We start from the raw sequence: 25687 nt of genomic DNA, 5'->3' as shown, positions 1-25687 counted from the left end.
GACCCCGCCCGGCTTTCCGGGCGGGGTCCTCGTCCGTCCGTTCCGCGCTACTTGGCGGCCGGCTCGGCGGGCGCGGCAGGCGCCGCGGGCACGGCGGGCAGCTCGGGGATCGGGGGCCCCACGGGCAGCAGCTCGGTGACCACGAAGGCGACCACGGCCGCGATGATCACGACCGGGATCATCGCGGTGCCGCCGAGCATCAGGACCACCATCACCACGCTGCTCACCGGCAGCCGCAGCGCGCTGGCGGCGGTCGCCGCCATGCCCGCTCCCATCGCGGGCACGATGCCGAGACCGGGCAGCGGCCCGAGCAGGACGCCCGCCACGGCGCCGAGGCACAGCGCCGGGAAGATGGGACCGCCGCGCAGGCTGCCGAGGCAGATGGCGTAGCCGGCGCCCTTGAAGAGGAGGATGCCGATCAGCGCACCCACGCCCCAGGCGTGCGGGTCGGCGGCCAGCCTGCCGATCAGCGACTGGCCCGATCCGGTGACATCGGCGGGCGTGAGGCCGGTGATGAGCGCGTAGAGGCTGGCGCAGGCCGCGGCGGCCAGCGCGCACTGGACGGTCCGCAGGAGGGGCCGTGCGAGGACGTACGCGGCGATCACCCGGGCGCCGGTCAGCACCGGGTGCAGGGCAAGGGCCAGGGCCGCGGCGATGAGCACGGCCCAGAGCACGTCGGGCACGTCCAGGTGGGGCACGGGTACGCCCAGTTCGAGTTTCAGGCTCCCGATCGGCAGTCCCGTCCAGCGCCCGAGGCCCGTGAAGACCAGGTCCCCGACCCCGGCGGACAGCAGGGACGGCAGCATCACCGCGAACAGCTGCGGTCCGCCCACGCCCGCCACCTCGATCAGCAGCACCGCGGCGATCAGCGGATTCCCGAAGATCGTGGCGATGGCCGCCGCGGCGCCCGCCGCGCCCACGAGCGCGGTGCCCTGCGGGGTCACCGGTACCTGCGCGAGGTTGCGGAAGAGCAGGGCCAGCCCGCCACCGAGGGCGATCAGCGGGGCCTCCGGACCCAGGACCGCGCCGAGCGGCAGACTCGCCACCGCCGCGATCACGACACCGGGCAGGGCGCCGGCCGAGGCACCACCGGTGTGCAGGCCGGCCGCGGGGAGGTGACCGCCGTTGCCGCGCATGTGCGGGACGACCAGGCCGACCACGACACCGGCGACGAGCAGCAGGGGCAGCGGCCACCACCAGGGCGGGACGTCCCAGCCCAGGGCCTCCGGGAGGTCCGCCCACATCGCGTGTTCCATCTTGTGCAGCAGGGCGAGGAACCAGAACGAAGCGAGGGACACCGGGATGCTGATGAGCGCGCAGAACACCAGCAGCTTGAGGTATCCGGGGCTGCGGAGGGTCTGCCTGAGGACGTCGGCCTCCTGCGGCTGCGTACCGCCGGGGGGCGGTCCGGATCGAGGACGCGACTGCGGCATGGCTCACTTCCTTTCCGCTTCCTCGATGGTCCACCCGGGGGGCGTACTTCGCCGCTCAGGGCTCGTCCTCCAGGCCGGGGGCCTGCGAACTGCGCCTGTGCATGCCGATTTTGATCGCCCCGACGAGTGCTTTGGCGATCACGCCGATGAGGATCAGGTCGGCGACCATCTGGAAGGTGACCAGGACCCGGCTGCCCTGGTTGGTGGCGACGATGTCCCCGAATCCCACGGTGGCGAACGTGGTGATCGTGAAGTAGAGGGCGTCCGTGCGGGTCAGCGACTCCGAGAACGACGTGGGGTCCTGCTCCGCGAGCAGGTAGTACGTCGCGGAGAACAGCAGCAGGAACAGCGGTACGCCGGTGGCCATCGCCTCCAGGGCGCGCATCCGGGGGAACTGCGCGTGGGAGACGGCGGTGATCTGCCAGGCCGTCAGCAGCCCGAAGACCACCAGGCCGAGCGCCAGTGTCAGGACGGTGCCGATGCCGAACCCGCCCTCCAGGGGCGCCACGTAGTACAGCGCGGTGAGGAGGGCGACGGAGAACACCGAGCGCAGGAGGTGGCCCAGCAGGACGCGCCGGCGCTGATCGGCTGCGTTGCGTTCCATGCCTTCAGGAGAACGGCCCGGGGGCCGTCGCGCGACCGGAGCCTTTGCTCCGCATGCGGACCGCCGGGGTCGCCTGTATGAATGAAGGACCACGCGCATGATCGGAGTCGGGCATGGACGATTACCCGCTTCTCAACTTCTTCTGGACGATGCTGTGGTTCTTCGTGTGGGTCATGTGGTTCTTCCTCCTCTTCAAGGTCATCACGGACATCTTCCGTGACCACACCCTTGGCGGCTGGGGGAAGGCGGGCTGGCTCATCCTGGTGCTGGTGCTGCCGTTCCTCGGCATCTTCGTGTATCTGATCGCCCGTGGGCGCAGCATGCACGAACGGGACCGGAAGCAGGCCGAGGAGCAGCAGGCGGCCTTCCGCGCGTACGTGCAGCAGAGCGCCGGGGCCGGGTCGGGCGCGGCGGACGAGCTGCACAAGCTGTCCGCCCTCAAGGACAAGGGCGACATCACGCAGGAGGAATTCGACCGGGCCAAGGCCAAGCTCCTGGCCTGAGCAGTAGTCCGGTTGCCGATAATCCGCGACGGATCGATTCTCGCTACCCTGGCAGACATGACAGCCATGGCACCCACGCGCACCGAACCGGACCTGTCCTTCCTCCTGGATCACACCAGTCACGTGCTGCGTACGCAGATGAGCGCGCGGCTCGGCGAGATCGGACTCACCCCGCGGATGCACTGCGTGCTCGTCCACGCCCTGGAGGAGGAGCGCACCCAGGCGCAGCTCGCCGAGATCGGCGACATGGACAAGACCACGATGGTGGTGACCGTCGACGCGCTGGAGAAGGCGGGTCTCGCCGAGCGCAGGCCGTCCAGCACCGACCGGCGGGCCCGGGTCATCGCGGTGACCGAGGAGGGGGCGAAGGTCGCGAAGGAGAGCCAGGAGATCGTCGACCAGGTCCACGGGGGCGCGCTCGGCGCCCTGCCCGAGGAGGAGCGCGAGGTGCTGCTCCGGGCGTTGAACCGGCTGGTCACGGGACATCTGGAGACCCCCGTCGAGGGGCCGCGGCCGGCTCGGCGGGCGCGGCAGAAGGGGTAGCCGGGAGCGGTCGCCGAACGCGCGACCAGACGATGGATCCGTAAAAGATAGTCTGCAACAAAACTATCTGTTACGGTCTTTCCTGTTGCCTCCAACGGACAGGAGAGACCGCCGTGCCCGCCACCGCTACCGCCCCCTCCGCTCCCCCTTCCCCTTCCCTCTCCGACCCCGCCTCGCGTTCCCGCCGGCTCGCCCTGGGCGTCCTGGCCACCGGAATGCTGATGACGATCCTCGACGGCAGCATCGTCACGGTCGCGATGCCGGCCATCCGGAGCGACCTCGGCTTCACCCCGGTCGGGCTGAGCTGGGTCGTCAACGCCTATCTCATCGCCTTCGGTTCGCTGCTCCTGCTCGCCGGCCGCCTCGGTGACCTGATCGGCCGCAAGCGGATGTTCCTCGCGGGCACCGCGGTGTTCACCGCCGCCTCGCTGCTGGCCGGGCTCGCCACCTCGCCCGTGGTCCTGATCGCCGCCCGGTTCCTGCAGGGCGCGGGCAGCGCGATGGCCTCCGCCGTCAGCCTCGGCATCCTCGTCACACTCTTCACGGAACCACGCGAACGGGCCGGCGCCATCGGGGTGTTCAGCTTCACCGGCGCGGCCGGCGCCTCGATGGGGCAGGTCCTCGGCGGTGTCCTCACCGACGCGCTGGCCTGGAACTGGATCTTCTTCATCAACCTGCCCATCGGCATCGCGGTGCTCCTCGCCGCCCTCCCGGCCCTGCCGGGCGACCGGGGTCTGGGTCTGAAAGCGGGCGCGGACCTGCTCGGCGCGCTGCTCGTCACCTCGGGTCTGATGCTCGGGATCTACACGGTCGTCAAGATCGAGACGTACGGGGCGGCTTCGGCCCACACCCTCGGGTCCGGTGCCCTCGCGCTCGCCCTGCTCGCCGGCTTCCTCGTCCGCCAGGCCACGGCGCGCACCCCGCTCATGCCGCTGCGCATCTTCCGCTCGCGCAGCGTCCTCGGCGCCAACCTGGTCCAGATGCTGATGGTCGCCGCGCTGTTCTCCTTCCAGATCCTCGTCGCGCTCTACATGCAGAACGTGCTCGGGTACTCCGCGTCCGGGACCGGGCTCGCGATGCTGCCGGCCGCCGCCGTGATCGGGCTGGTCTCGCTCACCGTCTCGGCCCGCCTGAACTCCCGCTTCGGCGAGCGCAAGGTCCTGCTGGCCGGTCTGGTCCTCCTGGCCGGCGTACTCGGCCTGCTGACACGCGTACCCGGTCAGGCCGGCCGGGCGGACTACGTCACCGACCTGCTCCCGGTGATGCTCCTGGCCGCCGGCTTCGGCCTCGCCCTCCCCGCGCTGACCTCGCTGGGCATGTCCGGTGCGAAGGAGGCCGACGCGGGCCTGGCCTCCGGGCTCTTCAACACCACCCAGCAGATCGGCATGGCGCTGGGCATCGCGGTCCTCTCCACCCTGGCCGCCTCCCGTACCGAGTCCCTCACCGCGGCCGGGGCTCCCCTCCCCGAGGCGCTCACCGGTGGCTACCACCTGGCGTTCGCGGTCGGCGCCGCCCTGATCCTGGTCGCCCTGGGTATCGCCTTCACCGTCCTGCGCGGCCCGAAGGGCTCCCCGCGGGCGGTCACGGCCGAGCCGGAGACCCGCCTCGCGGCCCGGTGAGGTTGCGGGTCATGCGCTCCAGGACGGTGACGGCGGTGACGTACTCCTCGCGGGTGATCCCCGTGACCGCCAGCTCGCGGAAGGCGTCCACGTGACGGGCGACCTCGGCGAGGCGGGCCCGGCCGCCGTCGGTCAGGGCGAGGCGGTCCGGGTGCGGGCGGGTCACCCAGCCGCCGCCCAGCACCGATGCGACGGCCGAGGTCAGCGCCGCGGCGTCGGCGTTCGCCGCCAGGGCGGCGAGGACGGCGGTGTCGGTGGCCCGCGGATCGTCCTTGACGACGCCCAGGACCTGCCAGCCGAGCCGGGTGAGGCCGAAGTCGGCCAGCAGGGCGTCCATGGACGCGGTGAGGGCCTGGTCCGTGCGGTTGAGCCAGTAGCCGATGGGCTTCATGTCCTGCTCCTTCGGGAGGCCGGTGGGCCGGTGGGCCTGCCGGTCAGTGGCCGGTGAAGGCGTCCGCGTTCTCGCGGGCCCACTGCCGGTAGGTGCGGGCGGGTACGCCGAGCAGGGACTCGGTGGTCTCACCGATGGCGGCGGGACCGTGGCCGGCGGCCTCCCACAGGTCGAGCAGCGAGGCCACCATCGGGGCGGGCATGTGCCGGCCCATCTGCTCCTCCGCCTCGGCGCGGGTGATGTGCTCGACCGGGATCGCGCGGCCGAGGGTCTCCGAGAGGACGGCGAGCTGCTCGCGGAAGGAGAGCGACTCGGAGCCGGTCAGGGTGAGCGCGCGGCCGGTGAGGGAGTCCCCGGTCAGGGCCAGGGCCGCGATGTCGGCGATGTCCTCGGGGTGGATGGGCGCGATCTGCGCGTCCGGGTAGGCGAGCTGGACCGGCAGGGACCGGCCGACGGGCCAGGCCCAGCCCAGCGAGTTGCTGGCGAAGGCGTCGGGGCGCAGGAACGTGCAGGTCAGAGCGGAGTCGGCGAGGGCGCGCTCGACCCTCAGGCTGTGGCTCGCCAGCGGGTCGGTCCCGGCGTCCGGGGCGAGCACCGAGGACGAGGACAGCAGGACGACGTGCTCGACCCCGGCGGCCTCGGCGGCCTTGATCAGGTCATGGATGCCGGCGGGCTGCGGGTAGAGGAAGACCTGGCGCACCCCACGGAGCGCGGCGGAGAAGGTCTCAGGCCGGTCCAGGACGAGCTCGGCGGTCTCCACGCCGGCCGGGACGGTCAGTTCGGCGGGGGCGGCGCTGGCGGCCCGGACGGGAAGACCGGCGGAGTGCAGGCGGTCGACGACGGCCCGGCCGACCTTGCCGCGCGCGCCGGTGATGAGGATGGTCACGAGAGCTCCATTCGTTCGTGATGACATATGCATGCTTGCATGCACACGTTTTCACGTCAACACATGTTTGCGTGAGCTCACGTATGTACGATGAGGGGCATGACGAAGCACGAGCCGGCGACGGACGAGGAACTGCTGGACGCGGTGGGTCCGGCGTTCGGGAAGCTGCGGCGCTCCTCGCTCCTGGAGGTCGAGAACCCGATCTCCCCGAAGGACCTCGGCCGCACCCTGGTGCTCAACATCGTCCTGGAGGCCGAACAGGCGGACGGCCGCGAGATCACCGTGGGCGGCGTGGCCGAGCACCTGGGCGTCGACCCCTCGGTGGCCAGCCGCATGGTGTCCGACAGCATCTCCGCCGGCTACCTCGTGCGCGCCGCCTCCCAGCAGGACGGCCGCCGCACGATCGTGCACCTCAGCCCCGAGGGCCGGGACATGATGGACCGCTTCCGGCGGCACCAGCGCGCGGCCTTCGAGTACGTGACGGCCGACTGGAGCGAGCGCGACCGCCTCGACTTCGCCCGCCTCATGCTGAAGTACGTCGACTCCCAGGACGCGCTGCGTCACCGCTGACGACACCACAGCCCCAGACGGATCGCCTGGGGCTGCGGTGTGGGGCGGGAAACCGGTGGGCTACCGGAAGGAGACCCACTTGGCCGCGCTCGGCACCCCGTTCTCGTCCAGCAGGAAGAGCATGTAGTAGCCGGGCGGGACGTCATTGGCCGAGGGCGGCGCCTGCAGGCGCAGGCTGTTCCCATGGCGCCCCACGATGCCCAGTTCCACGTGGCGCTGGCTGGTGTTGAGCGAGTGCGTCGCCGTGGTCGGGGCCAGCAGGACGGCCTTCTTGACCTGGTCGGGCGTGGAGGTCCCCACGTTGAAGGCGGCGTTGTACCGCAGCGGCCCGTCGGGGGCGCGGTCGAGGGCCGGACGGCTTCCCTGGTGGAGGTAGGCCGGCTCGTAGATCTCGATGCTGCCGTTCATGTCATCGTCGATCTTCGGGTCGTTGGCGAGCTGCTGCAGCTCGTCACCGGTGACCATGATCCGGCCGTCCGGGAGCACGACGGCGTTGGAGTGGTAGCCGCGCGGCAGCCGCTGCGCCGGTCCCAGCTTCCACTCGCCCAGCGCGTTGCGGGTCTCGATCTGCCGGTACTTCAGATCGGACTTGGGGTTGTAGTCGCCGTTGCCGTAGTCCCGGATGCCGTAGGCGCCGTTGACGGTCAGCAGGCTCGCGTCCGGGAGCAGCAGCGTGTCGTCCTGCGTCCGGCCGAAGGCGCGGGGCTGCTGCTTCTCCCAGGCGCCGCCGCTCGTGAGCCGGTAGGTGTTGGGGTCGTCCCGGTCGCCGCCGAGGACCAGTACGGAGTCCGGGCCGCGCAGTCCGGCGGGCAGCGCCACGGCGGAGCCGTAGCCGCGGTGCACGCCGTCGGGGCGCGCGGGCAGGTCCGAACGGGTCTCGGCGACCGGGTCGAACGCCCACTGCTTGGTGGCATGCCGGCCCAGGCCGTACACCTTGCCGTCGCGCAGGGTGAACAGGTGCGGGTAGTCGCTGTCGGTACCGAAGGGCGCGTCCACGCGCAGGGTGTCCGTCGGGACGTCCTTCGGGATCAGGGTCTTCTCGAAGGGGACGGGGTGGCTCTTGGCGGGGAAGCGCTCGATGACGGAGGTGGAGGTGCCCCAGCCCTGGTCGGTGTGGCCGGACATGATCAGCAGGCGGCCGTCGGGGGCGGTGGCCACCGACGGGTACCAGCGGCCGACCTCCATGTCCTTGTTCACGGACCAGCTCTCGGACCACGGGTCGAAGACCAGCGACAGCTTGGCGCCGGCGCCGCCGCCGTAGCCGAGGTTGCCGCCGAAGACGCCGACCATGCCGTTGGGCAGGAAGGCGTGTCCGGCGCAGAAGAAGGGTGCCGGGCGCTTCTCGCCCGTGCCGTCCGGCACGACCAGCTCGGGCGGGGTGACCTTCTTGAAGGCGGCCGGCCCGGTGCCGCGGCGCGGGTCCCACAGGAAGGCGCGGCCGGCGTTGGCCTTGCCGAGGGTGTTGGTCGGCGCGGGCTCCTCGGTCGGGTCGGTCTCCATGCGCTCGAAGGAGAAGAGCAGCACCTTGCCGGTCGGGAGCATGGCGATGTGCGCGGCGAAGTCCGGGGACTGGAAGTACTCGGCGAACTGCCCGAACGCCTTGGGGTGGAAGCGCGCGTTCACGTCCGCCTGGGACCGGGTCAGTGAGTTCAGGCTGTCGATCCGGGCGAGCTGGGAGTACCCGCCCAGCTTGAGGATCTGCTCGCGGACCTTCGTATGCTCCTGGGCGTGTTCGGCGCCGAGGGCCGCTTTCTCCTCGGGGCGGGACGAACCGTCGTGCGCGGCTGCCGGGACGGCGGTGACCAGGGCGGCGGTGGCCGCGAGGACGGAGATCGCAGCCCTGCGGGCAGCTCGGCGGGCGGCTCGCGGGGCGGATCGACGCTTGATACGTGACATGTGACTCCTCACCAGGGGTGCTGGAGCGGCGGGTGCCCGTGCGGGGGCACAGGGCGCCTACGACGCCTACGAACACAGACCTATGCCGACGCGTCGGGAGCCGCACACCGGGAAGATCGTCCGGGCTTCGGGCCGCCCGGGTGAAGGCACGGCCCTGAGCTGCGCCGACGGCGGCCCGGGGGCCCGTCCGCCGGTCCCCCGCCCGGCCGCAACCCGTGGTGATCACCGACACCGGGTCGGCCCCCTGCGGGCCGGGTCGCCGCCGCCCCCGCGCGAGCGGGGTTCCCCGGGGCCCCGGCCCGGACGGTTCCCGCCCCGGAAGGGGGCAGGACAGGGGTCCGGACGAGGGGCCCGGAGGAGGGGGCCGGAGGAGGGGCCCGGAGGAGGGGTCCGGATCGGTCAGGATTCGAGAAGCGCCCTTGGTCCAGGCGCAGTTACCGTGACGGACATGGACATCAGCATTCACATGAGCACCCTCCCGCAGGACGACCCGGACGCCGCCGTGGCCTTCTACCGCGACGTCCTCGGCTTCGAGGTCCGCAGCGATGTGGGCCAGGGCAAGATGCGCTGGATCACGGTCGGCCCCGCCGGCCGGCCCGGCACGTCGATCCTCCTCGCGCCGCCGGCCGTCGACCCCGGTGTCACCGAGGCGGAGCGCCGCACCATCGCCGAGATGATGGCGAAGGGCACCTACGGCTGGATCCTCCTCGCCACCAAGAACCTCGACAGCACCTTCGAGAAGATCCAGGCCGGCGACGCCGAGGTCGTCCAGGAGCCGACCGAGCAGCCGTACGGCGTCCGCGACTGCGCCTTCCGCGACCCCGCGGGCAACCTGATCCGCATCCAGGAACTCCGCTGAGCCCGCACACCGACGGAAGAGGGGGTCCTCCATGTGTCGTCCGGCGTGGAGACAGGCACTGATCGAGGCTTCGCACCTGAAGGACCTGGCGCGGCTGCGCCGCGTCCGGGACCGCATCGACCGGGAGTACGCGCGGCCGCTCGACGTCGAGGAGCTCGCCCGCGCCGCGGACATGGCGGCCGGGCACCTCGGCCGCCAGTTCCGGCTCGCGTACGGCGTGTCCCCGTACGCCTACCTGACGGCGCGCCGCATCCAGCGCGCGACGGCCCTGCTGCGGGGTGGCGACCTCGGTGTCGGCGAGGTCCGCCGCGCCGTCGGCTGCCCGACACCCGGCATCTTCAGCACCCGTTTCGCCGAGCTCGTCGGCACGGCGCCCGACGCGTATCCGCGCGCCGCCCGAGAGCCGGCCGAACCGGCCGTACGGGCCGTGCCGGCGCGTACGGGCGCCGCGCCCTGACCCCGGCCCCCGTCCCTGACCCGCACCACACCCGATCGAGCTTCGCGAGAGAGGAACCCGCACATGAAGGGCACGCAGACGTCGACGAGGAACACCGGCGCGGCCGAGGAGACGGCCGACGGGTTCACGGATGCGGAACGGGACGCGATCAAGGAGCGTGCCCAGGAGCTGAGGGCCGCAGGGCGCCGCGGTGCGCGCGCCGCCAAGCCGGATCCGGAGGCCGAGGTCCTGGCGAAGATCGCCGAGATGGAGGACGCGGACCGCGTCCTCGCCGAACGGCTCCACGCCGTCATCCGGGCCGCCGCACCGGACCTCGCCCCGAAGCTCTGGTACGGGATGCCCGCGTACGCCAAGGCCGGCAAGGTGCTCTGCTTCTTCCAGAGCGCGCAGAAGTTCAAGACCCGCTACGCCACCCTCGGTTTCAGCGACCCGGCCCACCTGGACGAGGGCACCATGTGGCCGACCGCGTACGCCCTGACGAAGCTGACCCCCGCCGACGAGACGCTGATCACCGAGCTCGTCAGGAAGGCCGTCGGCTGATCCGCCTCCTCGGGACAGCCCTCAGGGGCGGAACATCTCCGTCATGGGCGACTGCGGCGGGATCAGGCCCGGCAGCAGCCAGGGCTGGAAGAGGCTCAGGACCGCGAGGACGAGGAAGACGGCCCCGACGACCTGCGAGAAGACGGGGCCCAGCCGCCAGAGCTTCTCCACGAAGATCACCGCGGCCACCGCGGCCATCGCCAGGACGTTCATGACACCGAGCGGGACGAGCACGACCATCAGCCCCCAGCAGCAGCCCACGCAGTACGCCCCGTGGTGCGCCCCGACCCGCAGATCGCGGGCCCGGGGCCGGAAGCCCGCGTAGCGCACGAGCTGGCCCATGGGGCTCCGGCAGTGCTGCAGGCACAGGTCCTTCCACGGGCCGAACTGGTACAGCCCGGCGACCAGGAAGGCCCCGGCGCCGATCCAGCGTCCGGCGCCCGGGTGCTCGTCCACCAGGGCCCCGGTCGCGGCGAGGAGCCCGTAGGCGATGAGGCCGAAGGCCGTCCAGGCCAGCAGGTACCCGCCGACGAACTGGGCGGTACGAGCCACCCGCGCGCCTCCCGTGGGCGACCGGCGCCCGATGGCCCGCGCCCAGGTGAGGGCCACCGGGGCCACCGACGGGAACATCATGGCGATCATCATGACCAGCCACAGCAGCAGGAACAGCGGGACGCCCATGCCCATGGTTCCCGGCTCGACCCCCATGTCACGGGCCTGGTCGACCACCAGCACCCAGGCGAGGAGGGCCATCGACGCCATCACCGACCAGGCGAACGCGAGCTGCCGGGCCGACAGCAGATTTGCCGGACGCAGAGGGGGTGACAGGGCCTTCCGGTCGAGGCGCACACCTCCAGCACACCACGGCGGACCTGCGTGTGCGCGCGGGAACGCGAGGACGCGTGTACGCGGCAAGCACCTCCTCCGGTGACCCCTGCGGTGGGACAATCGGAGTGGATACCCGTACGACCCGGGCGTGGGCCGGCGAGGGTTACCGGGGGCTCTGCCGTCCTCCCGAGACCGACGTCCCGGCGCGGTCACGAGGAGGCAGGGAGATGTCCGAGACGACGGCGACCGTTCCCCGGTGGCACGCGGCGGGCGACTGGTTCGACACCTGCAAGTGCAACGTGCCCTGCCCCTGCTCGTTCGCACAGCTGCCCACCCACGGCGACTGCGACGGCATCCTGGCCTGGCACATCCGCGAGGGCCGCTACGGCGACGTGCCGCTGGACGGCCTGAACGTGCTGATGCTGGCCTCGTTCGTCGGCAACATCTGGGCCGAGCACACGGACACGTACGCCGCGGTCTTCGTCGACGAGCGCGCCGACGGCCCCCAGCGCGAGGCGCTTCAGATGATCTTCGGTGGGCAGGCGGGCAGCTGGCCCGCCGAGATGGTGAGCATGATGGGCGCCGAAATGCGCGGCATGGAGTTCGCCCCCATCGAGGTCGAGGTGGCCGACGACCTCGCGAGCTGGCGGGCCGTGGTGCCGGGCCGGGTCGAGGCGAGCGCGGTCGCGCTCACGGGACCCACGACCCCGGAGGGTGCGCGCGTCCAGTCGACCAATCTGCCGGGTGCGGAGACCGGACCGGGCCAGGTCGCGACCTGGGGCCACTCGACGGCGGACCGAGCCGACGCCCACGGCTTCTTCTGGAGCCGCGAAGGCCGGTCCAGCAAGCACATCACCTTCGACTGGGCCGGGCCCGACTAGCGAGGCCGTCCTTCTCGGATGCTTCGGCCCGGTGTGGCGGATTCGCCGCCGGACGGGGAGACGAGACCGGCCTCGTACGCCGCGATGACCAGCTGGGCGCGGTCGCGGGCGGACAGTTTGGCCAGGAGGCGGCCGATGTGGGTCTTCACCGTGCCCATGCTCACGTGCAGCTGGGCCGTGATCTCGTCGTTCGACAGGCCCCGCGCGATCAGCTCCAGCACCTCGCGCTCCCGTCCCGTCACCCCCGCCAGCCGGTCCGGGCCCGGGGCCGGACCGGGGCGGCCGGCGAAGTCCGCGATCAGGCGCCGGGTCACCGACGGAGCGAGCAAGGAATCGCCCGAGGCGACGACCCGGATCGCGGCCAGCACCTCGGCCGGCGGGGCGTCCTTGAGCAGGAAGCCGGCGGCGCCGGCCCGCAGGGCCGCGTAGACGTACTCGTCGAGGTCGAACGTGGTCAGGATGAGCACCCGGACGCCCGCGGTCTCCGGGGATCCGCAGATCCGCCGGGTCGCCTCGATGCCGTCCATGACGGGCATCCGGACGTCCATCAGGACCACGTCCGGCCGGTGCAGGCGGGCCAGTTCGACGGCCTCGGCCCCGTCGCCCGCCTCCCCGACCGCGGTGAGACCGGGCTCGTTCTCGACGAGGATCCGGAAGGAACCCCGCAGCAGCACCTGGTCGTCGACCACGAGCACCCGGGTCGCGCCGGTCATCCCGTCCTCCCCGGTCCGTCCTGCGGCAGGCGGGCCGAGACCGCGAAGCCGCCCCCGGGGCGCGGGCCCGCGGTGAACGTCCCGCCGTACGCGGTCGCCCGCTCGCGCATGCCGACCAGACCGTGCCCGCCGCCACCACTGTGACCGGCCCGGGCGTCCCGGTCGCCCCGGCCGTCCCGGCCGACCGCCCGGCCGCCGTCGTCCGTGACGTCGATCCGTATCTCGCTCCGGTCCGCCTCGACCGTCACCCGGCAGTGCGCAGGGGCCGCGTGCTTCACCGCATTGGTGAGGGACTCCTGGACGATCCGGTGCACCGCCAGTGCGATGCCCGCGGGCAGGCCGTCGTCCGGGACCCGGACCGTGAGGTCCACCGCCACACCGGCCCGCCGGGCCTGATCGGCCAGCAGCGGGAGGGCGTCGATGCCGGGTGCCGGCCCCAGCGGAGCACCGGCTGTACCGGCTGCGCCGACGGGGCCGTCGGCGCCGGCGGTGTCCGCGCGCAGTGCGCCGAGCGTGCGGCGCATCTCGGTCATGGCGGCCCGGCTGGTCTCCTCGATGACCCGCAGCGCATCCACCGCCTCCTCCGGCCGCCGCTCGGCGACATGCCCGGCGACCCCTGCCTTCACTGCGATCAGGCTCAGGCTGTGGGAGACGATGTCGTGCAACTCCCGCGCGATCCGCAGCCGTTCCCCGGCGATGGCGCGCTCCGTACGGCGGGCCGCGCGCTCCCTCTCACGGGCCCGGCGGGCTCGTACCGCGTAGCCCGCCGCCCAGCCGCCGCCCAGCACCAGCCAGACGGCGGCGGCGACCCCGACGGCCCCGCTCCACGTCTCGGCCGGGGTGATCACGGCCTCCCCGGTGAGGACGGCCGCGGCCGAGGCGGCGAGCGCGACGGCCAGCACGGGCATCGAGCGGCGCGGAACCTCGGTCAGGGCGACGGTGTAGAGGGTCAGGGCGACGGCCAGGTACGGCTCGCGCGTGATGTCCGCGAGGGTGGCGGCGACGGATCCGGCGAGCGCCGTCAGCGCGGCCGGTACGGGCCACCTCCGGCGGGCCGCGACCGGCAGCCCGACCACCGCGGCCACGACCCAGCCCGCCCACACCGGCCCGGTGTAGCCGGGCTCGCCGGCACTCACGGACATCCCGGCGAAGCCGGCGTAGGCGGCGGCGACGAGCAGCGCGGCGGCCAGGTCGAGTGCGAGGAGATGGCCGTCGGGGGGCCGCCGCGGGAGGCGCATGGCCCGACCGTACCGCGTCAACCCGCCTGTCCCATCAGGGTCATGAGGGCCACGGTGACGGTGATCGCCGCGGCCCAGCGCACGACGTTCGCGCGGCGCGGCGCCGGTCCGCCGTCCCGCAGGACGGCGATGCCCAGCGGGACGAGCGCGACGCACAGGCCCGCGGCGGCCACCACCGACAGTGGGGTGGTGCCCTTGAGGACGCCGAGCGGCAGCGCGGCGGCCGCCGCGAGCGCGAGGGCGCGCACCGGGCCGAGCACGCGTGCCCGCCAGGCCCCGACGGCGAGGATCAGCCAGCCGCCCGTGATCGCGACGTTGAGGGCGCTGAAGATGTGGAAGGCGCCGTACGTCTCGCCGACGAACCGGGTGGCGGCCTGCGCCCCCTGCCGTTCGGCGAGCTGGAAGGCGAGGTGGTCCACGCCGGCGTGGAAGGTCCGGGCGAAGAGCCCGAGGACGGCGAAGACCCCGCCCCACAGTGCGGCGCCCGGGCTGCGGAGGCCGATCCGGGCCGCGAGCGCGGCGAGGGCGGGCCACAGCAGGACGGTCCCGGCGGCGAACGCGCCGTAGGCGGCGGCCATCAGGCCGGGGTGGTCGACGCGGGCGGCGAGCTGCTCGGGGTAGAAGAAGTGGAACGGCAGCCGCAGCAGGATTCCGGTGGCCAGCAGCAGCGGTCCGGCCACCAGCGAGACCCCGCCGGCCCACCGGCCGGGGAAGGGTGCGTCGCCCGGCCACTCCACCGGCAGCAGCCGGGCCTTCGCGGGGGCGGGGGTGTCGCGTACGGGGGGCGTGCCCGGCGTTGTCGTCATACCGGGAACGATCGCGCCGGGGAGGGCGCGGGCGCGTCGGAGCACGGTCCACTTTCCCGCCCCCGGGTGTCGGACCGTGGTCCGACACCCGGGGGCGGACACCGGCCGCGGACCTGGCCTCAGGCGGTCTCCTCGATGAAACGGCGCAGCTCCGCGCAGAGGGCCCCGGGATTGTCCAGCTGGACGAGCGTGCCCGCCCCGGGAATCTCCACATACCGTCCATGCGGCAGCAGTTCGGCGAGCCGGCGGCCCGTGGCGGGCGGCATCATGCGGTCCAGGGCTCCCCACGCGACCAGCGCGGGCCGGTCGAATTCCGCGAGCTTCTGCGCGGCCGCGAGATAGGTGTCCTTGCGGGTGCTGCGGCAGAACTTGGCGAGATCGCGACGGATCGCGCGCCGGCCGAGCAGGGGCCCGTACCAGCGCCGGACCAGCGCGTACGGGATCGGCCGCTGCGCCATCCCGCCCAGCGAGCTCCCCATCCGTACGAGGAAGGGGACGCGGAAGGACTGCAGCAGCAGGAACAGGCCGCCGGGGATCCGGGAGGCCGCGTGCAGGGTCCTGCCCTGGATGCCCGGCGGGTAGTTCTCCAGCGCCTCGCACGAGGTGAGCACCAGGCGGCCGATGCGTTCGTCGCGTACGCCCACCAGGAGCTGGGCCGTGCCCGCGTCGTTCTGGACCAGGGTGACGTCGCGCAGGCCGAGGCGCTCCAGGAACTCGGCCAGGAGCGCGGCGACCCCGTGCGCCGAGAGGTCCGCGTCCGGCCGCATGGGCCTGCGATGGCTGCCGATCGGCAGTACGGGCACCACCACCCGGAAATCGGCCTGCAGTTCCCGTACCACCTCGTCCCAGACGGACTCGTCGAACCCGAGCCCGTGGACGAGCACCACGACCTCTCCGTCTCCGCCCGTGTCCGTGAAGTCGATGACGCCTGCGCTCAGTTCGATCTCGGGCAAGGTGCTACCTCCGACTAGATAGACCGGTCTAGTGAGAGACTATCGAGTGTGAGAATCACGGGCGACACCAGAGCACGCATCGTCACCGCCGCGACCGAGCTGTTCCGGCGCCAGGGCTACGCCGCCAGCGGTATGAAACAGATCGTCGCGGCGGCCGACGCCCCGTACGGCTCGGCCTACCACTTCTTCCCCGGGGGCAAGACGCAGCTCGGCGAGGAGGTGATCCGTACATCGGGTGCGGCCTACCTGGAACTGATCGCCGGCCTCTTCCCCCCGGCGGCGGCCGCGGACATGGCCACCGTCACCCGCGACGCGTTCACGGCCGCGGCGCAGACCTTGCACGAGCTCGACTTCACCGACCCGTGCCCCATCGCCACCGTCGCGCTGGAGGTGGCCGGCACCCATGAACCGCTGCGCCTGGCCACCGCCGAGGTCTTCGCGAGCTGGACGGACGGCCTCGCCGCCTTCTACCTCGCCGGCGGTATCGCCGAGCCCGCCGCGCACGAGACCGCGAGCTCGGTGATCGCGCTGCTGGAGGGTGCGTTCATGCTCGGCCGCGCCGCGAGGAGCACCGGTCCGGTACTGGCCGCGTCCCGGGCCGCGGCGGCCATCGTCCGCGCGGCGCAGACCGACGGCGCGGCGGCGCCGTCCGGCGCGTAGGGCATGGCCGGCGCGCGCGGGCCCGGGTCGGCGCGCGGGGCCCGGGGCGGCGTCGTCAGTCGCGGGCCGGCGTTCGCAGGGCGGAGAAGACCAGGAGCGCGAACGCGACCACGGCGGCGGCGGTGCGGACGTCGTTGAACATCTCCCAGCGCCGCAGGATCTCCGTGTGATCGGCCGGGGCCGAGGTGTGCGCCCACTCCTTGATCCGGCTGTTGATCGGGACGTTGCCGAACCGGGTGACCAGGAGGGACGTGAGGGCCAGCAGGCCGGCCCCGCCGGCGAGCAGTCGCGTACGGCCGCGCGTCACGGCGGCGAGGGCCAGCGAGCTGACGATCGACACGCCCATCGCCGCCTGCATGGTGATGCCGTTCATCTTCATCAGTTCGGTGTGGAACGACAGCCGTATGTCGAGCGGTACCGCGTTGAAGGTGGGCACGAGGTTGGCCGCCCCGTAGCCGAACGCGCCGGCGAGGAGTCCGGTGGAGAGGAGGGCCAGGCCCAGCAGAAGGCGTGTGCGCATGTTCGTCGGCTCCTGATGCGTCGGTGCTTGCGGGGGGTGGGGGTGCGGGCCCGGGATCTCCGCCGACCGCCGTCTCGCGACGAGAACGGCCGGTCGTCAGGGGCGGGGCCCCTGAACCGCTTCACGGGTCCGGCCACGGGTCCGGTTCCGCCTGGGCAGGACTGGGCCGCGCACGTGTCCGCCGAGGTCCGGGCGGCCCGCCGGAAGGAAGCCCGCCCAGGTCGCCCATGCCCCCCTAAGGCGCTGACGCGCCGCTCTCCGCGGGGCGTTGCGCGGCGACGGCGACCTGGTCCTCTGCAACCACCCGGCGCAGGACCCGCGTCACTTGCCGTCGGAGAAGTTGTGCACGCCCCACCAGCCCGTGGAGTCGTGGTAGAGACCCACGCCGACCTCGGTGAAGTCCGGGTTGACCTGCGCCTTGTAGTGCCCGGAGCTGTGGCGCCACATCGACTGGAACTTCTCGGCGGCTTCCTGGGCGGTCATCGAAGCGTCGCTGTACCAGACGATGTTCTCGCCGGTCCAGGTGCGCGAGCCCGTCTTCAGGTAGGCGCGGTCCGCCGACGAGGAGTGGGCGAACCCATTGTTCTTCATGTGCTCGGCCCACTTGCGGGCGAAGTCGCTGAGGTCCTGCTTGAGCGCGAGCGGAGGCCGGCCGACGGCGGCTCGTTCGTTGTTGAGCAGCTGCAGGGACAGTGACTGGGCCGTGGCGACGTCCTGCGTCGAGGTGCGAGGGCCGGGCACCTTGGGGTCCGGCCCCGCCGGACCGCTCGCCGGGGTACCGCCGGTCGGGGGCGCGGCGGGCTTGGCAGCGCGTTCCGTGGCCGGCGCTCCGGAACGCTGCTCGCCGTCCTTCGCCTGCGGCCCGGGGCCGGGCGCGGACGCGGATGCCGACGCGGGGGCGGACGCGACGGCGCTCGGGCCGGCCGTCCCCTGGGTCGCCGACGGGCCGGCGCCGGCGGCCGCAGACGCGGTGGTGGCCGGCAGGCCGTCCACCTCGTCCGGCCGGCCGGCGAGCGCCGAGGGGGAGCCGGTCGCGGCGGTGCGTTCCGGAGCCTCGTCGGATATGAGGGCGTAGGCACTCCCGACCCCGGCCAGCAGGACCACGGCGGCCGCCGCCATCAGGGGAGTCCGGCGACGGTTCCTGCGGTGGCCGCCGGCCGCTCTGCGCGCGGCGCGCGACCGGCCGCGCCGGTCCGGCGCGGAACCGGCACCGGCCACGCCCGCGTCCGCGTCCGCGCCGTACGTGAACTCATCGTCGTGATACCGCATCGCATCTCCTCGAAGGTGACGGCCCACTTGGCCTGACACTGAAGGAGACCTGTGAGCCGCACGGCGATAACACCTTTCTCACAGGAAGGTGCGGCCCGGCCCGCGCCGGGTTCTCATCCGCCGTCCCTGGCGAACCACCGTGCCAGTGCGCCGGCGAGCCCGTCCGCGGTATCCGCCGCGTTCCCCGCCCAGGCGACGATTCCGTCGGGGCGTACGAGCAGCCCGGCCGCCTCCGGCCTGTCGGGGCAGGCCGCGGTGGCGACGCGTACGCGCTCGCCGTACCCCTGCGCGTGCGCCCTGAGCCCCGCGTCGTCGGCGAGGTCGAGCAGCAGTGCCCGGCCGTCGTGAAGCAGGTCCGCGAGGCGCGTCCCGTCGGTGAACGCGAGATCCGGGGCGCTGCGGCCGACCAGCGGATGGCTGCCGGGAAGGTCGTACCGGTGCGAGACGCCGGAGATCCGCTTGGCGAAATACGTGGTGCCGGCGACGGACCCGGCCAGCTCGGTGACGACGTCGCGCAGCGCTCGGGCCTGTGGTTCCGGCCGCATCAACGCGATCTGCGCCCGGGTCCAGTCGAGCACCCATGCCCCGATCGGGTGCCGTTCGGCCGTGTACGAGTCCAGCAGCCCTTCCGGCGCCCGGCCGCGTACCACCGCGGCGAGCTTCCAGCCGAGGTTCACCGCATCCCCGATGCCGAGATTCAGGCCCTGGCCGCCGAACGGCGAGTGGACGTGCGCGGCGTCGCCCGCCAGCAGCACCCGGCCCGCGCGGTAGTCGGCCGCCTGGCGGGCGTGGTCGGTGAAGCGGGTGGCGGTGCGCACCCCGGTGATCGTGACCCCGGTCCCGGAGACGCGCCGCAGACTCGCCTGCACGTCCTGTGCGGTGACTGCCGCTTCCCGGTCGGCGGGCGGGCCGTCGAACTCGACCGTGAGGATGCGGCCGGGCATCGGCCCGTGCACGTACATCCCGGTGTCCGTGTGGTTCCAGCCGGGCCGCAGGGCTTCGGCCCCGGTCATCTCGACGAGGGCCTGGTGGCCGGTGATCTGCGGATCCGTACCGGGGAAGGCGAACCCGGCGAGCTTGCGGACCGTGCTGCGGCCGCCGTCGCAGCCCACGAGCCAGGCCGCGCGTACGACGTCCCCCGCCCCGCCGGACGCCCGGCCCACGCGGCCCACCCCGACGCGGACCTCGACTCCGCCGTCGTCCGCGTCGAACCCCGTCAGCTCGGTTCCGCCGAGCACCAGGGCGCCGAGCTCGCGGGCGCGTTCGGCGAGCAGCCGCTCGATCTCCTGCTGCGGTACGAGGCTGACGTCCCGGGCGGGACCGGCGTCCGCGAAGTCCGGGTCGGTCGCGTCCAGCAGCTCCCCGCTCAGCATGATTCCGGCGAAGTGCCCGGCGAACCTGGCCGGCGTACGGGGAGGCCGTCCGTCCCCCCGGGTTCCTTGCTGTTCGCGTACGAACGCCTGGAACCGCTCGGCGGAGCGCTGCTGGACCTCGGCCAGCGCGGGCAGCATGCCGCGCCGGTAGAAGGCCTCGGCGGTCGGCGTGTTGATCGACCCCGCCTTGATGGCCGGGTCCACTTCGGTGCGGCGCTCGACGACCACCACGCTCGCGCCACCGAGCCGGAGCTCGCAGGCGAGCATCAGTCCGACCGGGCCGCCTCCGGCCACCACTACGTCAAAGTCCGAGTTCATGACGTTCACTGTAGTCACTAAAACTTTGGAGTCGCTATAGTGTTGTCTGTGATCGAGGAAACTGAGAGGCGTGCCTCCGCAGAGCGGGTGGCCGAACAGGCGCCGACCTTGCGCGAGCGCAAGAAACGCGAGACCCGGCAGCGGATCTCCGACGAGGCGACGATGCTGTTCGCGGCGCGCGGCTTCGACCAGGTGACCGTGGCGGAGGTCGCCAAGGCCGCCCACGTCTCCACGATGACGGTCTTCAACCACTTCCCCCGCAAGGAAGACCTCTTCCTGGACCGGATCCCCGAAGCCGTCGAGCTCTTCACGGACGCCGTACGCAACCGCCCGGCCGGCGAGTCCCCACTGGCTGCTCTGCGCGCGCTGCTGCTCCAACTCCTCGACCGGCGCCACCCGCTGGCCGCGGTGAGCGACGACTTCCCGTACTTCTGGCGCATCGTGCTGGACTCGCCCGCCCTGCGGGCGCGGGCGCGCGAAGGCGTGGAGGAGGTGGAGCAGGCCCTGGGGGACGCGATGGCCGAGACCGCCCCCGGGGGCGACGGCCCCGCCCCCCGCCTCGCGGCGGCGCTGACCGTCGCCGCGTACCGGGCCGTCTTCGTCGCCACGGCCCGACGCCTGCTCGCCGGCGAGCGCGCGGCCGACGTGGCTGACGACCACCGCTCCCGCCTCAACGAAGCGTTCGACGCTCTGGAACGCGCACTGGTTCGTACGGGTCGCAGTCCGGGAGGGCCGCAGCCGGCAGGGGCATCCGGGTCGTGAGAGAGCGGCGCAGGCCGCACGGCGTGCGCGTCCGGTACACCTCCGCCGATGATGGGAGTACGGGGCGACCACACGGAGCTGACCATGACGGGTTGGCATGTCAGGGACTACACCCAGGACGATCTCGAAGCGGTGATCCGAGTCGACGCGGAGAGCGGCACGGCCGGAGAATCACCTCTCTTCCCGCTCTCGGACGCCGTGGCGGCCCTCCAGGCCCTCGACCCGGCGGTGGTGGCCACCGCGGACGAGGAGGTGGTCGGCGCCGCGGTGAGCAGGGTGGACGGTGACCGGGCATGGATCCTGCGCATCAGCATGGCGCCCGCCTGGCGGCACCAGGGGCTGGGCAGCGACCTGATCACGGCCCTGGAGCACCGGCTGTTCACCGGTGGCGTCCGAACGGTGCACGCGGTCCTGCCCGACGGCGAGACCGGTGCCACCGCCCTGCACAACTGCGGCTTCGGCGCCCGTCCGGGCCTGGTCTTCTTCGAGAAGCGCGGACGTGTGACCCCTCAGGCGGTCAGCATGCTCGCGTCGCTGGGAGCGGAGCTGCCGCCCGGGGGGCTGTGGCAGAAGGTCGCGGGCATGCAGCGGGAGAAGGAGCTCATCGAGCGACGTCTGGTCCTGCCCCTGGCCCATCCCGAAATGGCTTCCCAGCACGGCGTGGAGCTGCCGCGGGCCGTGATGCTGTTCGGGCCGCCCGGGACGGGGAAGAGCACCTTCGCGCACGCGATCGCCAGCCGCCTGGGATGGCCGTTCCTCGAACTGTTCCCCGCCCGGCTGGCAGCCGAATACGGGCTGGCCAGCGGGCTGAACCGGCGCTTCGACGAGATCGCCCGGCTCGATCACGTCCTGGTCTTCATCGACGAGGTCGAGGAGATCGCGGGGACGCGGAGCGGCGCCGACGCGGCCGCGGTCGGCGTCGTCAACGAACTGCTGAAGGCGATCGTCCGGTTCCGGGGCCAGGAAGGGCGGCTGCTCGTCTGCGCCACGAACGACGTGACCACGCTCGACTCCGCGTTCCTGCGGCACGGCCGTTTCGACTACGTGCTGCCGATCGGCCCGCCCGACGACCGCGCGAGGACCGCGCTGTGGGAGAGCTACCTGGCCCGAGCGGGGGCCGAGGCCGACAGCGCGGTGCTGGCGACCGCCAGTGAAGGGTTCACCCCTGCCGACATCGCCCATGTGGCGCGTACCGTCTCCCAGGTCCAGTTCGAGCGCACCTTCGACACCGGATCCCGGGCCCGCCCCACCACCGAGGACTACCTGCGCACGATCGGCGACACCAGGCCCACGGTCAGCGCGGCCATGGCGCAGGAGTTCGCCCGGCAGACCGAGAAGTTCGCCCGTATCTAGGCCGTCTCCTGCGGATCAGGCCCGGCCCGTTGCCGTCCCTGCTCAGATCTCGTCGGAGTGTGCGCCGGTGCCGGCGGGGGTTCTGCTGGCGGCCAGCCACGAGCGGGCGGGGCCGGCGGGTGTCGCCGTGTCCACGGTGAGGTGGAGGCGGGTGTTGCCGTCGAGGGCGGGGTAGCTGCGCTGTTCCGTACCTGCGAAACAGCGGCGCAGCGCCTCCGCGACCGCTCGGGCGGCTTCCGGAGTGTGCGCGATGATCCGGAGCTCGGCGTGCCCGAGCGAGGGCAGGGTCTGGGTCTCGATGTACTTCACGTGGGCGTGTTCCCTTTCGAATGGGCGAGAGGCCGGCGGAGCGGGGCGCCGAGGCGCCCCGACCGCTGCCCCCGGTCGGAGAAGGCTGTTCCTCACCGGTCGGCACCCGGGTGGCGGGCTCGACGACCGGTGTCGTCCGGCAGGCCGGGAGGCCTGGGAGGGGCGGTTCGGCCCATCGGCTCCCCGAAGGGGGACATGCAGGCTCCGCCCTCGCCCTCCCAGCTGTCTTCCCGGCGGCGGGCGTCCCGGATGCCGCGCCCGATGACGCTCTCGTTGGCCATCAGAACGCCCGCGGTCAGGACGCTGCCCGGGATCGCGGCGGCGGCCATCAGCCGGGCCGCGGCCGCCGGCTCGGTCTCGGGCGGGATCACCAGGAGGTCCCAGCGGCCGACGGTGTAGGAGAGCAGGATCAGCTTGTCGGGGTCCTATTCGGTGAACCAGCCCACGTGCAGCACGCGCCCGGCCACGGCGACCGTGCGCGGGACGACCGGCCAGCGGACGGGGTTCACGCTGACACGGGTGATACGCCCCCAGGGCTCGTCCAGAGCGGACACGAGCGGCGGGAGCTCGGCTTCGAGGTCACGTGAGCAGGGCCACCAGGCACCGTCCAGCCGGCCTGCCAGAGCGGTCTTCGGCGTCAGGGACAGGCGGGCCGGTGCCTGGACAACAGCCGGCTGCGCAGTGCGGTCGAGGGTCGTGGACATGTCGCGGACCCGTCCCCGGGCCGTTCGCGAACGGCCCGGTGCAGTGATCGCCGGAAACGACGTCCGCGTGGGAGCGGGTGTGCGAAATACTCCCGGTGTCTTCACCGTACTCCGGTGCGCGATCCAGGAAGCCGCTGCTGAGCAGCTATTTTCCGGCGCAGACGGCGAGAGCGGCGCGGTCGGGTCCTGGTGCGACGGCTTTTTCGTCGCCTGCGGACACGGGCCTAGGCCGCCGAACGGGGTGCCGCCATGCCCGGCAAGGGCTCCTGGACGGCGCAGGGTGGCCACCGGTGGTGGTTCCCCCGGACACCACCACCGGTGCGGCAGACCGACCCCGAGTCCTCAGCGGCCGAGCGGCCGAGCGGCCGAGCGGCCGAGTGGGCGAGTGGGTGAGCAGTGCGCCGGTCAGGGCCCCTCGCCGGTCAGAGCCCCTCGCCGTGCAGGTCCTCCTCGCGCAGCAGGTCGTCCTCGCGGCGGCGCGAGGTCTCCTTCTGACCGGTCTTCTGTCCCCGCTCGCGCGAAGACTTGCCGGGCTGGGGCCGCGCGGGGTCTCCGGGGCGGTGGTGTTCCTGCGCCTCGCGCCCCTTGCCCTGCTCCCCCTGGTGCTTGTCCTGCTTACCGTCCATGACGGCGACTCCTCTTGGTGCGTGCGGTACGGATACCTCTCCGATCACGCTGACACGCACCGCGTCGGTCTGCATCATGGCGCCCGCGAAGCGGGGCACACGGATGGCGCCTTCCCCGGTGCGGTGCCACCACGGCCCCGGGCGGGCGCGGTCTCCTCCGGTACGGACACGCTCGAAACGCAGGGCGCCATTCGCCGTCATGGCCCGTCCTCCCTCAGCGTGAGCTCCTGGTGAGCCGGCGGCCGTCGTGGCTCCGCACGTGGGGGCCCGCGTCGTCCAGGACGTCCAGGAGCCGGATCGAGAAGACCTCGGACATCTGCGCGGACACCTCTTGCGGGGTGAGCCAGGCTACGTCGGTCGACTCCTGCGAGGTGCGCTCGGCGCCGCCGGACGGCTTGCAGCGGAAGACCAGCGCGACGATCCCGCGGCTCGTGTTCTTGTAGACCCCCGTGAGCTCCTGGACCTGGACCTCGATCCCGGTCTCCTCCAGGACCTCGCGGCGGACGCCGGCCTCCGGGGACTCGCTGAGTTCGAGTACCCCGCCCGGCAGTTCCCAAGTCCCGTTGTCCGCTCGGCGGATCGCCAGGAGCCGGCCGTCCTCACGCAGGACCGCCCCGGCGACGGACACGGAGTGCAGTGGCGTCGGCTCGGTCTCGGGAATCGAACCGGCACTGTCCGGCGGACGGCTCTCCCGGAGAGTGTCGGCCTCTGAGGCAACCGGGCGGGACGGATTCCAGAGCCGGTCGGCTTCACCGCGGGCGAGATGGTCCTCGTAGATCCGCACCTTGTGCCGCATCACATCCAGGGTGTCCTGCAGTTCGCGGATCTGCGTCTCGACCTGCCTTTCGTGTCGGCGCAGCAGCTGAAGACGCTCGTGTTCGTTGCCCGGGCCCTGACGGGCCAGCTCGACGTACTGCCGGATCATCGCCAGGGGCATGCCGGAGGAGCGGAGCTTCGTGCAGACGGCCAGCCACTCCAGGTCTTCCTCGTGATAGATCCGGCGGCCGTTGGACAGGCGGCGCACCGGGTTGGCGAACAGGCCCTCCCGCTCGTAGAACCGCAGCGCGTGCACGCTCAGCCCACTGCGTCGTGCCACCTCACCGATGCTCAGGTCCACGAACGCCCCTCTCTCACGCAGCTGTTGATCTAGACACGACTCTAGGTTCTAGCGTCGAGGTATCGGCCCATCGGCCCATCGGCCCATCTGAACAGGGGAGAACATGAGCGTTTGGTTTGTCACCGGGGCATCGCGGGGGCTCGGCGCGGAGATGACCCGGGAAGCGCTGGACCGGGGACACAGCGTGATCGCTACGGCGAGGGATGCGGCAGCGGTGCTCCGGGCCTACCCGCACGAGCCGGACCGACTGCTGGCGGTGGACGCGGACGTGACCGAACCGGAGCAGCTGACGGCTGCCGTGGAGGCCGGCCTGGCGAAATTCGGCAGGCTCGACATCGTGGCCAACAACGCCGGTTACGGCCTCGTGGGCGCGATCGAGGAGACCTCCGACGAGGCCGTCCGGGCACTGTTCGACGTCAACGTCTTCGGCGCGCTCAACACGTTGCGGGCGACCCTGCCGACGTTGCGGGCCCAGCGCTCCGGACACGTCCTGAACATCGGCTCGGTGGGCGGATTCGCCACCGCGCCGGCCGTGGGTCTGTACGGTGCGTCGAAGTTCGCCCTCGAGGCCATCTCGGAGGCGCTGCACGGTGAGCTGGCCCCGCTCGGTGTCCGCGTCACGATCGTGGAGCCGGGCGGGTTTCGCACCGGCTTCCTCAGCGAGCTGAGCATTCGGGTGGAACCGGCCTCCATCGCCGACTACGCCGCCGGTGCGGGGCCGGTGCGCGAGGCGATGGCCGGAAACGACGGCCGCCAGCCAGGTGATCCGGTGAAGGCCGCGAAAGCCATCGTCGACATCACGGAGGTGGCCGATCCGCCGCTGCGCCTGCAGCTGGGTGCGGACGCGATCGAGCGCGTCGAGGCGAAGCTGGATCTGGTGCGACGTGAACTCGACCGATGGCGCCACGTAGCACTCTCCACCGGAACCGGAGAAGCCGTCTGACCACGAGATGCCG

The 25687-nt window shown here is 72.5% G+C and carries 28 protein-coding genes and 2 pseudogenes; 12 read left to right on the top strand and 18 right to left on the bottom strand.

Annotated elements, in window-relative coordinates; translation table 11 throughout:
* Window positions 1-47: 47 nt before the first annotated feature.
* On the bottom strand, window positions 48-1433 hold the full coding sequence (locus KO717_RS17480) for a chloride channel protein (protein ID WP_301368689.1): 1386 nt from the start codon (window positions 1431-1433) through the stop codon (window positions 48-50).
* 55 nt (window positions 1434-1488) lie between these two features.
* On the bottom strand, window positions 1489-2037 hold the full coding sequence (locus tag KO717_RS17475; protein ID WP_301368687.1) for a potassium channel family protein: 549 nt from the start codon (window positions 2035-2037) through the stop codon (window positions 1489-1491).
* Window positions 2038-2150: 113 nt separating this feature from the next.
* On the opposite strand from KO717_RS17475, the gene KO717_RS17470 reads away from it, so the two are divergent.
* The 3 genes from KO717_RS17470 to KO717_RS17460 all read left to right on the top strand — a co-directional run bounded on the left by KO717_RS17470 (window position 2151) and on the right by KO717_RS17460 (window position 4702).
* Entirely contained in the window at window positions 2151-2540 is a 390-nt protein-coding gene (locus KO717_RS17470; RefSeq protein ID WP_301368685.1) for an SHOCT domain-containing protein, read from the top strand.
* A gap of 57 nt (window positions 2541-2597) precedes the next feature.
* Window positions 2598-3083, top strand: a complete 486-nt coding sequence (locus KO717_RS17465; protein WP_301368683.1) for a MarR family winged helix-turn-helix transcriptional regulator — start codon at window positions 2598-2600, stop codon at window positions 3081-3083.
* Window positions 3084-3298: 215 nt separating this feature from the next.
* Window positions 3299-4702, top strand: a complete 1404-nt coding sequence (locus tag KO717_RS17460; protein ID WP_301374577.1) for an MFS transporter — start codon at window positions 3299-3301, stop codon at window positions 4700-4702.
* On the opposite strand, the gene KO717_RS17455 is transcribed toward KO717_RS17460, so the two are convergent.
* A complete protein-coding gene (locus KO717_RS17455; protein ID WP_301368681.1) occupies window positions 4665-5093 on the bottom strand; it encodes a MarR family winged helix-turn-helix transcriptional regulator in 429 nt (142 codons plus the stop codon). The genes KO717_RS17460 and KO717_RS17455 overlap by 38 nt on opposite strands.
* A 43-nt stretch (window positions 5094-5136) precedes the next feature.
* Entirely contained in the window at window positions 5137-5979 is an 843-nt protein-coding gene (locus KO717_RS17450) for an NAD(P)H-binding protein (RefSeq protein WP_301368680.1), read from the bottom strand.
* Window positions 5980-6078: 99 nt separating this feature from the next.
* On the opposite strand from KO717_RS17450, the gene KO717_RS17445 reads away from it, so the two are divergent.
* Window positions 6079-6549: a MarR family winged helix-turn-helix transcriptional regulator gene (locus tag KO717_RS17445; RefSeq protein WP_301368678.1), complete on the top strand. Its 471-nt coding sequence runs from the start codon at window positions 6079-6081 to the stop codon at window positions 6547-6549.
* Window positions 6550-6609: 60 nt separating this feature from the next.
* On the opposite strand, the gene KO717_RS17440 is transcribed toward KO717_RS17445, so the two are convergent.
* Window positions 6610-8445 carry a galactose oxidase early set domain-containing protein gene (locus KO717_RS17440; protein WP_301368676.1) on the bottom strand — a complete coding sequence of 612 codons (1836 nt, stop codon included), beginning with the start codon at window positions 8443-8445 and terminating at the stop codon, window positions 6610-6612.
* 448 nt (window positions 8446-8893) lie between these two features.
* Between KO717_RS17440 and KO717_RS17435 the strand changes: the two genes are divergently transcribed.
* From KO717_RS17435 to KO717_RS17425, 3 genes are all read left to right on the top strand, one after another.
* Window positions 8894-9304, top strand: a complete 411-nt coding sequence (locus KO717_RS17435; protein WP_301368674.1) for a VOC family protein — start codon at window positions 8894-8896, stop codon at window positions 9302-9304.
* Between the two features lie 31 nt (window positions 9305-9335).
* Entirely contained in the window at window positions 9336-9761 is a 426-nt protein-coding gene (locus tag KO717_RS17430) for a helix-turn-helix transcriptional regulator (RefSeq protein WP_301368672.1), read from the top strand.
* Window positions 9762-9824: 63 nt separating this feature from the next.
* On the top strand, window positions 9825-10301 hold the full coding sequence (locus tag KO717_RS17425; protein WP_301368669.1) for an iron chaperone: 477 nt from the start codon (window positions 9825-9827) through the stop codon (window positions 10299-10301).
* A 21-nt stretch (window positions 10302-10322) separates the two neighbouring features.
* Here KO717_RS17425 and KO717_RS17420 read toward each other — a convergent pair whose 3' ends face one another.
* Window positions 10323-11150: a DUF2182 domain-containing protein gene (locus KO717_RS17420; RefSeq protein ID WP_301368667.1), complete on the bottom strand. Its 828-nt coding sequence runs from the start codon at window positions 11148-11150 to the stop codon at window positions 10323-10325.
* 206 nt (window positions 11151-11356) lie between these two features.
* Between KO717_RS17420 and KO717_RS17415 the strand changes: the two genes are divergently transcribed.
* A complete protein-coding gene (locus tag KO717_RS17415) occupies window positions 11357-12010 on the top strand; it encodes a DUF1326 domain-containing protein (protein ID WP_301368665.1) in 654 nt (217 codons plus the stop codon).
* Here the strand turns inward: KO717_RS17415 and KO717_RS17410 are convergent.
* The 4 genes from KO717_RS17410 to KO717_RS17395 form a co-directional block, all read right to left on the bottom strand.
* Window positions 12007-12723 (bottom strand): response regulator, encoded by a 717-nt coding sequence (locus KO717_RS17410; protein WP_301368664.1) that lies wholly within the window; start codon window positions 12721-12723, stop codon window positions 12007-12009. The two genes, KO717_RS17415 and KO717_RS17410, sit on opposite strands and share 4 nt — an antisense overlap.
* Window positions 12720-13961, bottom strand: coding sequence for a sensor histidine kinase (locus KO717_RS17405; RefSeq protein ID WP_301368661.1), 1242 nt, complete (start codon window positions 13959-13961; stop codon window positions 12720-12722). Before KO717_RS17405 ends, KO717_RS17410 begins: the two co-directional genes overlap by 4 nt.
* 17 nt (window positions 13962-13978) lie before the next feature.
* Entirely contained in the window at window positions 13979-14767 is a 789-nt protein-coding gene (locus KO717_RS17400; RefSeq protein WP_301368659.1) for a hypothetical protein, read from the bottom strand.
* 119 nt (window positions 14768-14886) lie between these two features.
* The gene (locus KO717_RS17395; protein ID WP_301368657.1) at window positions 14887-15720 is read right to left on the bottom strand and encodes an alpha/beta fold hydrolase; all 834 of its coding nucleotides are present in this window, start codon (window positions 15718-15720) and stop codon (window positions 14887-14889) included.
* A 48-nt stretch (window positions 15721-15768) separates the two neighbouring features.
* Between KO717_RS17395 and KO717_RS17390 the strand changes: the two genes are divergently transcribed.
* Window positions 15769-16380, top strand: a complete 612-nt coding sequence (locus KO717_RS17390) for a TetR/AcrR family transcriptional regulator (RefSeq protein WP_301368655.1) — start codon at window positions 15769-15771, stop codon at window positions 16378-16380.
* A gap of 55 nt (window positions 16381-16435) precedes the next feature.
* On the opposite strand, the gene KO717_RS17385 is transcribed toward KO717_RS17390, so the two are convergent.
* From KO717_RS17385 to KO717_RS17375, 3 genes are all read right to left on the bottom strand, one after another.
* Entirely contained in the window at window positions 16436-16900 is a 465-nt protein-coding gene (locus KO717_RS17385) for a DUF1772 domain-containing protein (protein ID WP_301368654.1), read from the bottom strand.
* 321 nt (window positions 16901-17221) lie between these two features.
* Window positions 17222-18169, bottom strand: coding sequence for a CAP domain-containing protein (locus tag KO717_RS17380; protein ID WP_301368652.1), 948 nt, complete (start codon window positions 18167-18169; stop codon window positions 17222-17224).
* A 113-nt stretch (window positions 18170-18282) separates the two neighbouring features.
* Window positions 18283-19860: an FAD-dependent oxidoreductase gene (locus KO717_RS17375; protein WP_301368650.1), complete on the bottom strand. Its 1578-nt coding sequence runs from the start codon at window positions 19858-19860 to the stop codon at window positions 18283-18285.
* A gap of 51 nt (window positions 19861-19911) precedes the next feature.
* Here KO717_RS17375 and KO717_RS17370 point away from each other — a divergent pair, with 51 nt between their 5' ends.
* Complete coding sequence (locus KO717_RS17370) at window positions 19912-20622, top strand: TetR/AcrR family transcriptional regulator (protein ID WP_437184643.1); 711 nt, start codon at window positions 19912-19914, stop codon at window positions 20620-20622.
* 84 nt (window positions 20623-20706) lie between these two features.
* Window positions 20707-21975 carry an ATP-binding protein gene (locus KO717_RS17365; protein ID WP_301368646.1) on the top strand — a complete coding sequence of 423 codons (1269 nt, stop codon included), beginning with the start codon at window positions 20707-20709 and terminating at the stop codon, window positions 21973-21975.
* Between the two features lie 42 nt (window positions 21976-22017).
* Here KO717_RS17365 and KO717_RS17360 read toward each other — a convergent pair whose 3' ends face one another.
* From KO717_RS17360 to KO717_RS17340, 5 genes and pseudogenes are all read right to left on the bottom strand, one after another.
* Window positions 22018-22284, bottom strand: coding sequence for a hypothetical protein (locus KO717_RS17360; protein WP_301368644.1), 267 nt, complete (start codon window positions 22282-22284; stop codon window positions 22018-22020).
* Window positions 22285-22376: 92 nt separating this feature from the next.
* Window positions 22377-22988: pseudogene (locus KO717_RS17355) on the bottom strand (DUF5994 family protein).
* A 422-nt stretch (window positions 22989-23410) separates the two neighbouring features.
* Entirely contained in the window at window positions 23411-23614 is a 204-nt protein-coding gene (locus KO717_RS17350; protein ID WP_301368642.1) for a hypothetical protein, read from the bottom strand.
* A gap of 214 nt (window positions 23615-23828) precedes the next feature.
* A complete protein-coding gene (locus KO717_RS17345; protein WP_301374575.1) occupies window positions 23829-24275 on the bottom strand; it encodes an NUDIX hydrolase in 447 nt (148 codons plus the stop codon).
* A 138-nt stretch (window positions 24276-24413) separates the two neighbouring features.
* A pseudogene (locus KO717_RS17340) lies at window positions 24414-24710 on the bottom strand (MerR family transcriptional regulator); the annotation flags it as partial.
* Between the two features lie 124 nt (window positions 24711-24834).
* Between KO717_RS17340 and KO717_RS17335 the strand changes: the two are divergent.
* Window positions 24835-25674 carry an oxidoreductase gene (locus KO717_RS17335; RefSeq protein ID WP_301368640.1) on the top strand — a complete coding sequence of 280 codons (840 nt, stop codon included), beginning with the start codon at window positions 24835-24837 and terminating at the stop codon, window positions 25672-25674.
* Window positions 25675-25687 lie beyond the last annotated feature (13 nt).

It is taken from the genome of Streptomyces xanthophaeus (assembly GCF_030440515.1).
GTDB classification, from domain to species: Bacteria; Actinomycetota; Actinomycetes; order Streptomycetales; family Streptomycetaceae; genus Streptomyces; species Streptomyces kutzneri.
Note: the sequence above shows the minus strand (reverse complement) of the source record. Positions and strands in the feature narration are given on the sequence as shown.

Excerpts from the sequence above, each read along its gene's own strand:
- KO717_RS17400 (WP_301368659.1), bottom strand. The coding sequence starts at position 14,767 with ATGACGACAACGCCGGGCACGCCCCCCGTACGCGACACCCCCGCCCCC.
- KO717_RS17475 (WP_301368687.1), bottom strand. The coding sequence starts at position 2,037 with ATGGAACGCAACGCAGCCGATCAGCGCCGGCGCGTCCTGCTGGGCCAC.
- KO717_RS17335 (WP_301368640.1), top strand. The coding sequence starts at position 24,835 with ATGAGCGTTTGGTTTGTCACCGGGGCATCGCGGGGGCTCGGCGCGGAG.
- KO717_RS17455 (WP_301368681.1), bottom strand. The coding sequence starts at position 5,093 with ATGAAGCCCATCGGCTACTGGCTCAACCGCACGGACCAGGCCCTCACC.
- KO717_RS17440 (WP_301368676.1), bottom strand. The coding sequence starts at position 8,445 with ATGTCACGTATCAAGCGTCGATCCGCCCCGCGAGCCGCCCGCCGAGCT.
- KO717_RS17410 (WP_301368664.1), bottom strand. The coding sequence starts at position 12,723 with ATGACCGGCGCGACCCGGGTGCTCGTGGTCGACGACCAGGTGCTGCTG.
- KO717_RS17350 (WP_301368642.1), bottom strand. The coding sequence starts at position 23,614 with ATGGACGGTAAGCAGGACAAGCACCAGGGGGAGCAGGGCAAGGGGCGC.
- KO717_RS17460 (WP_301374577.1), top strand. The coding sequence starts at position 3,299 with ATGCTGATGACGATCCTCGACGGCAGCATCGTCACGGTCGCGATGCCG.
- KO717_RS17365 (WP_301368646.1), top strand. The coding sequence starts at position 20,707 with ATGACGGGTTGGCATGTCAGGGACTACACCCAGGACGATCTCGAAGCG.
- KO717_RS17380 (WP_301368652.1), bottom strand. The coding sequence starts at position 18,169 with ATGCGGTATCACGACGATGAGTTCACGTACGGCGCGGACGCGGACGCG.
- KO717_RS17470 (WP_301368685.1), top strand. The coding sequence starts at position 2,151 with ATGGACGATTACCCGCTTCTCAACTTCTTCTGGACGATGCTGTGGTTC.
- KO717_RS17480 (WP_301368689.1), bottom strand. The coding sequence starts at position 1,433 with ATGCCGCAGTCGCGTCCTCGATCCGGACCGCCCCCCGGCGGTACGCAG.
- KO717_RS17435 (WP_301368674.1), top strand. The coding sequence starts at position 8,894 with ATGGACATCAGCATTCACATGAGCACCCTCCCGCAGGACGACCCGGAC.
- KO717_RS17465 (WP_301368683.1), top strand. The coding sequence starts at position 2,598 with ATGACAGCCATGGCACCCACGCGCACCGAACCGGACCTGTCCTTCCTC.
- KO717_RS17445 (WP_301368678.1), top strand. The coding sequence starts at position 6,079 with ATGACGAAGCACGAGCCGGCGACGGACGAGGAACTGCTGGACGCGGTG.
- KO717_RS17430 (WP_301368672.1), top strand. The coding sequence starts at position 9,336 with ATGTGTCGTCCGGCGTGGAGACAGGCACTGATCGAGGCTTCGCACCTG.
- KO717_RS17375 (WP_301368650.1), bottom strand. The coding sequence starts at position 19,860 with ATGAACTCGGACTTTGACGTAGTGGTGGCCGGAGGCGGCCCGGTCGGA.
- KO717_RS17405 (WP_301368661.1), bottom strand. The coding sequence starts at position 13,961 with ATGCGCCTCCCGCGGCGGCCCCCCGACGGCCATCTCCTCGCACTCGAC.
- KO717_RS17385 (WP_301368654.1), bottom strand. The coding sequence starts at position 16,900 with ATGCGCACACGCCTTCTGCTGGGCCTGGCCCTCCTCTCCACCGGACTC.
- KO717_RS17425 (WP_301368669.1), top strand. The coding sequence starts at position 9,825 with ATGAAGGGCACGCAGACGTCGACGAGGAACACCGGCGCGGCCGAGGAG.
- KO717_RS17415 (WP_301368665.1), top strand. The coding sequence starts at position 11,357 with ATGTCCGAGACGACGGCGACCGTTCCCCGGTGGCACGCGGCGGGCGAC.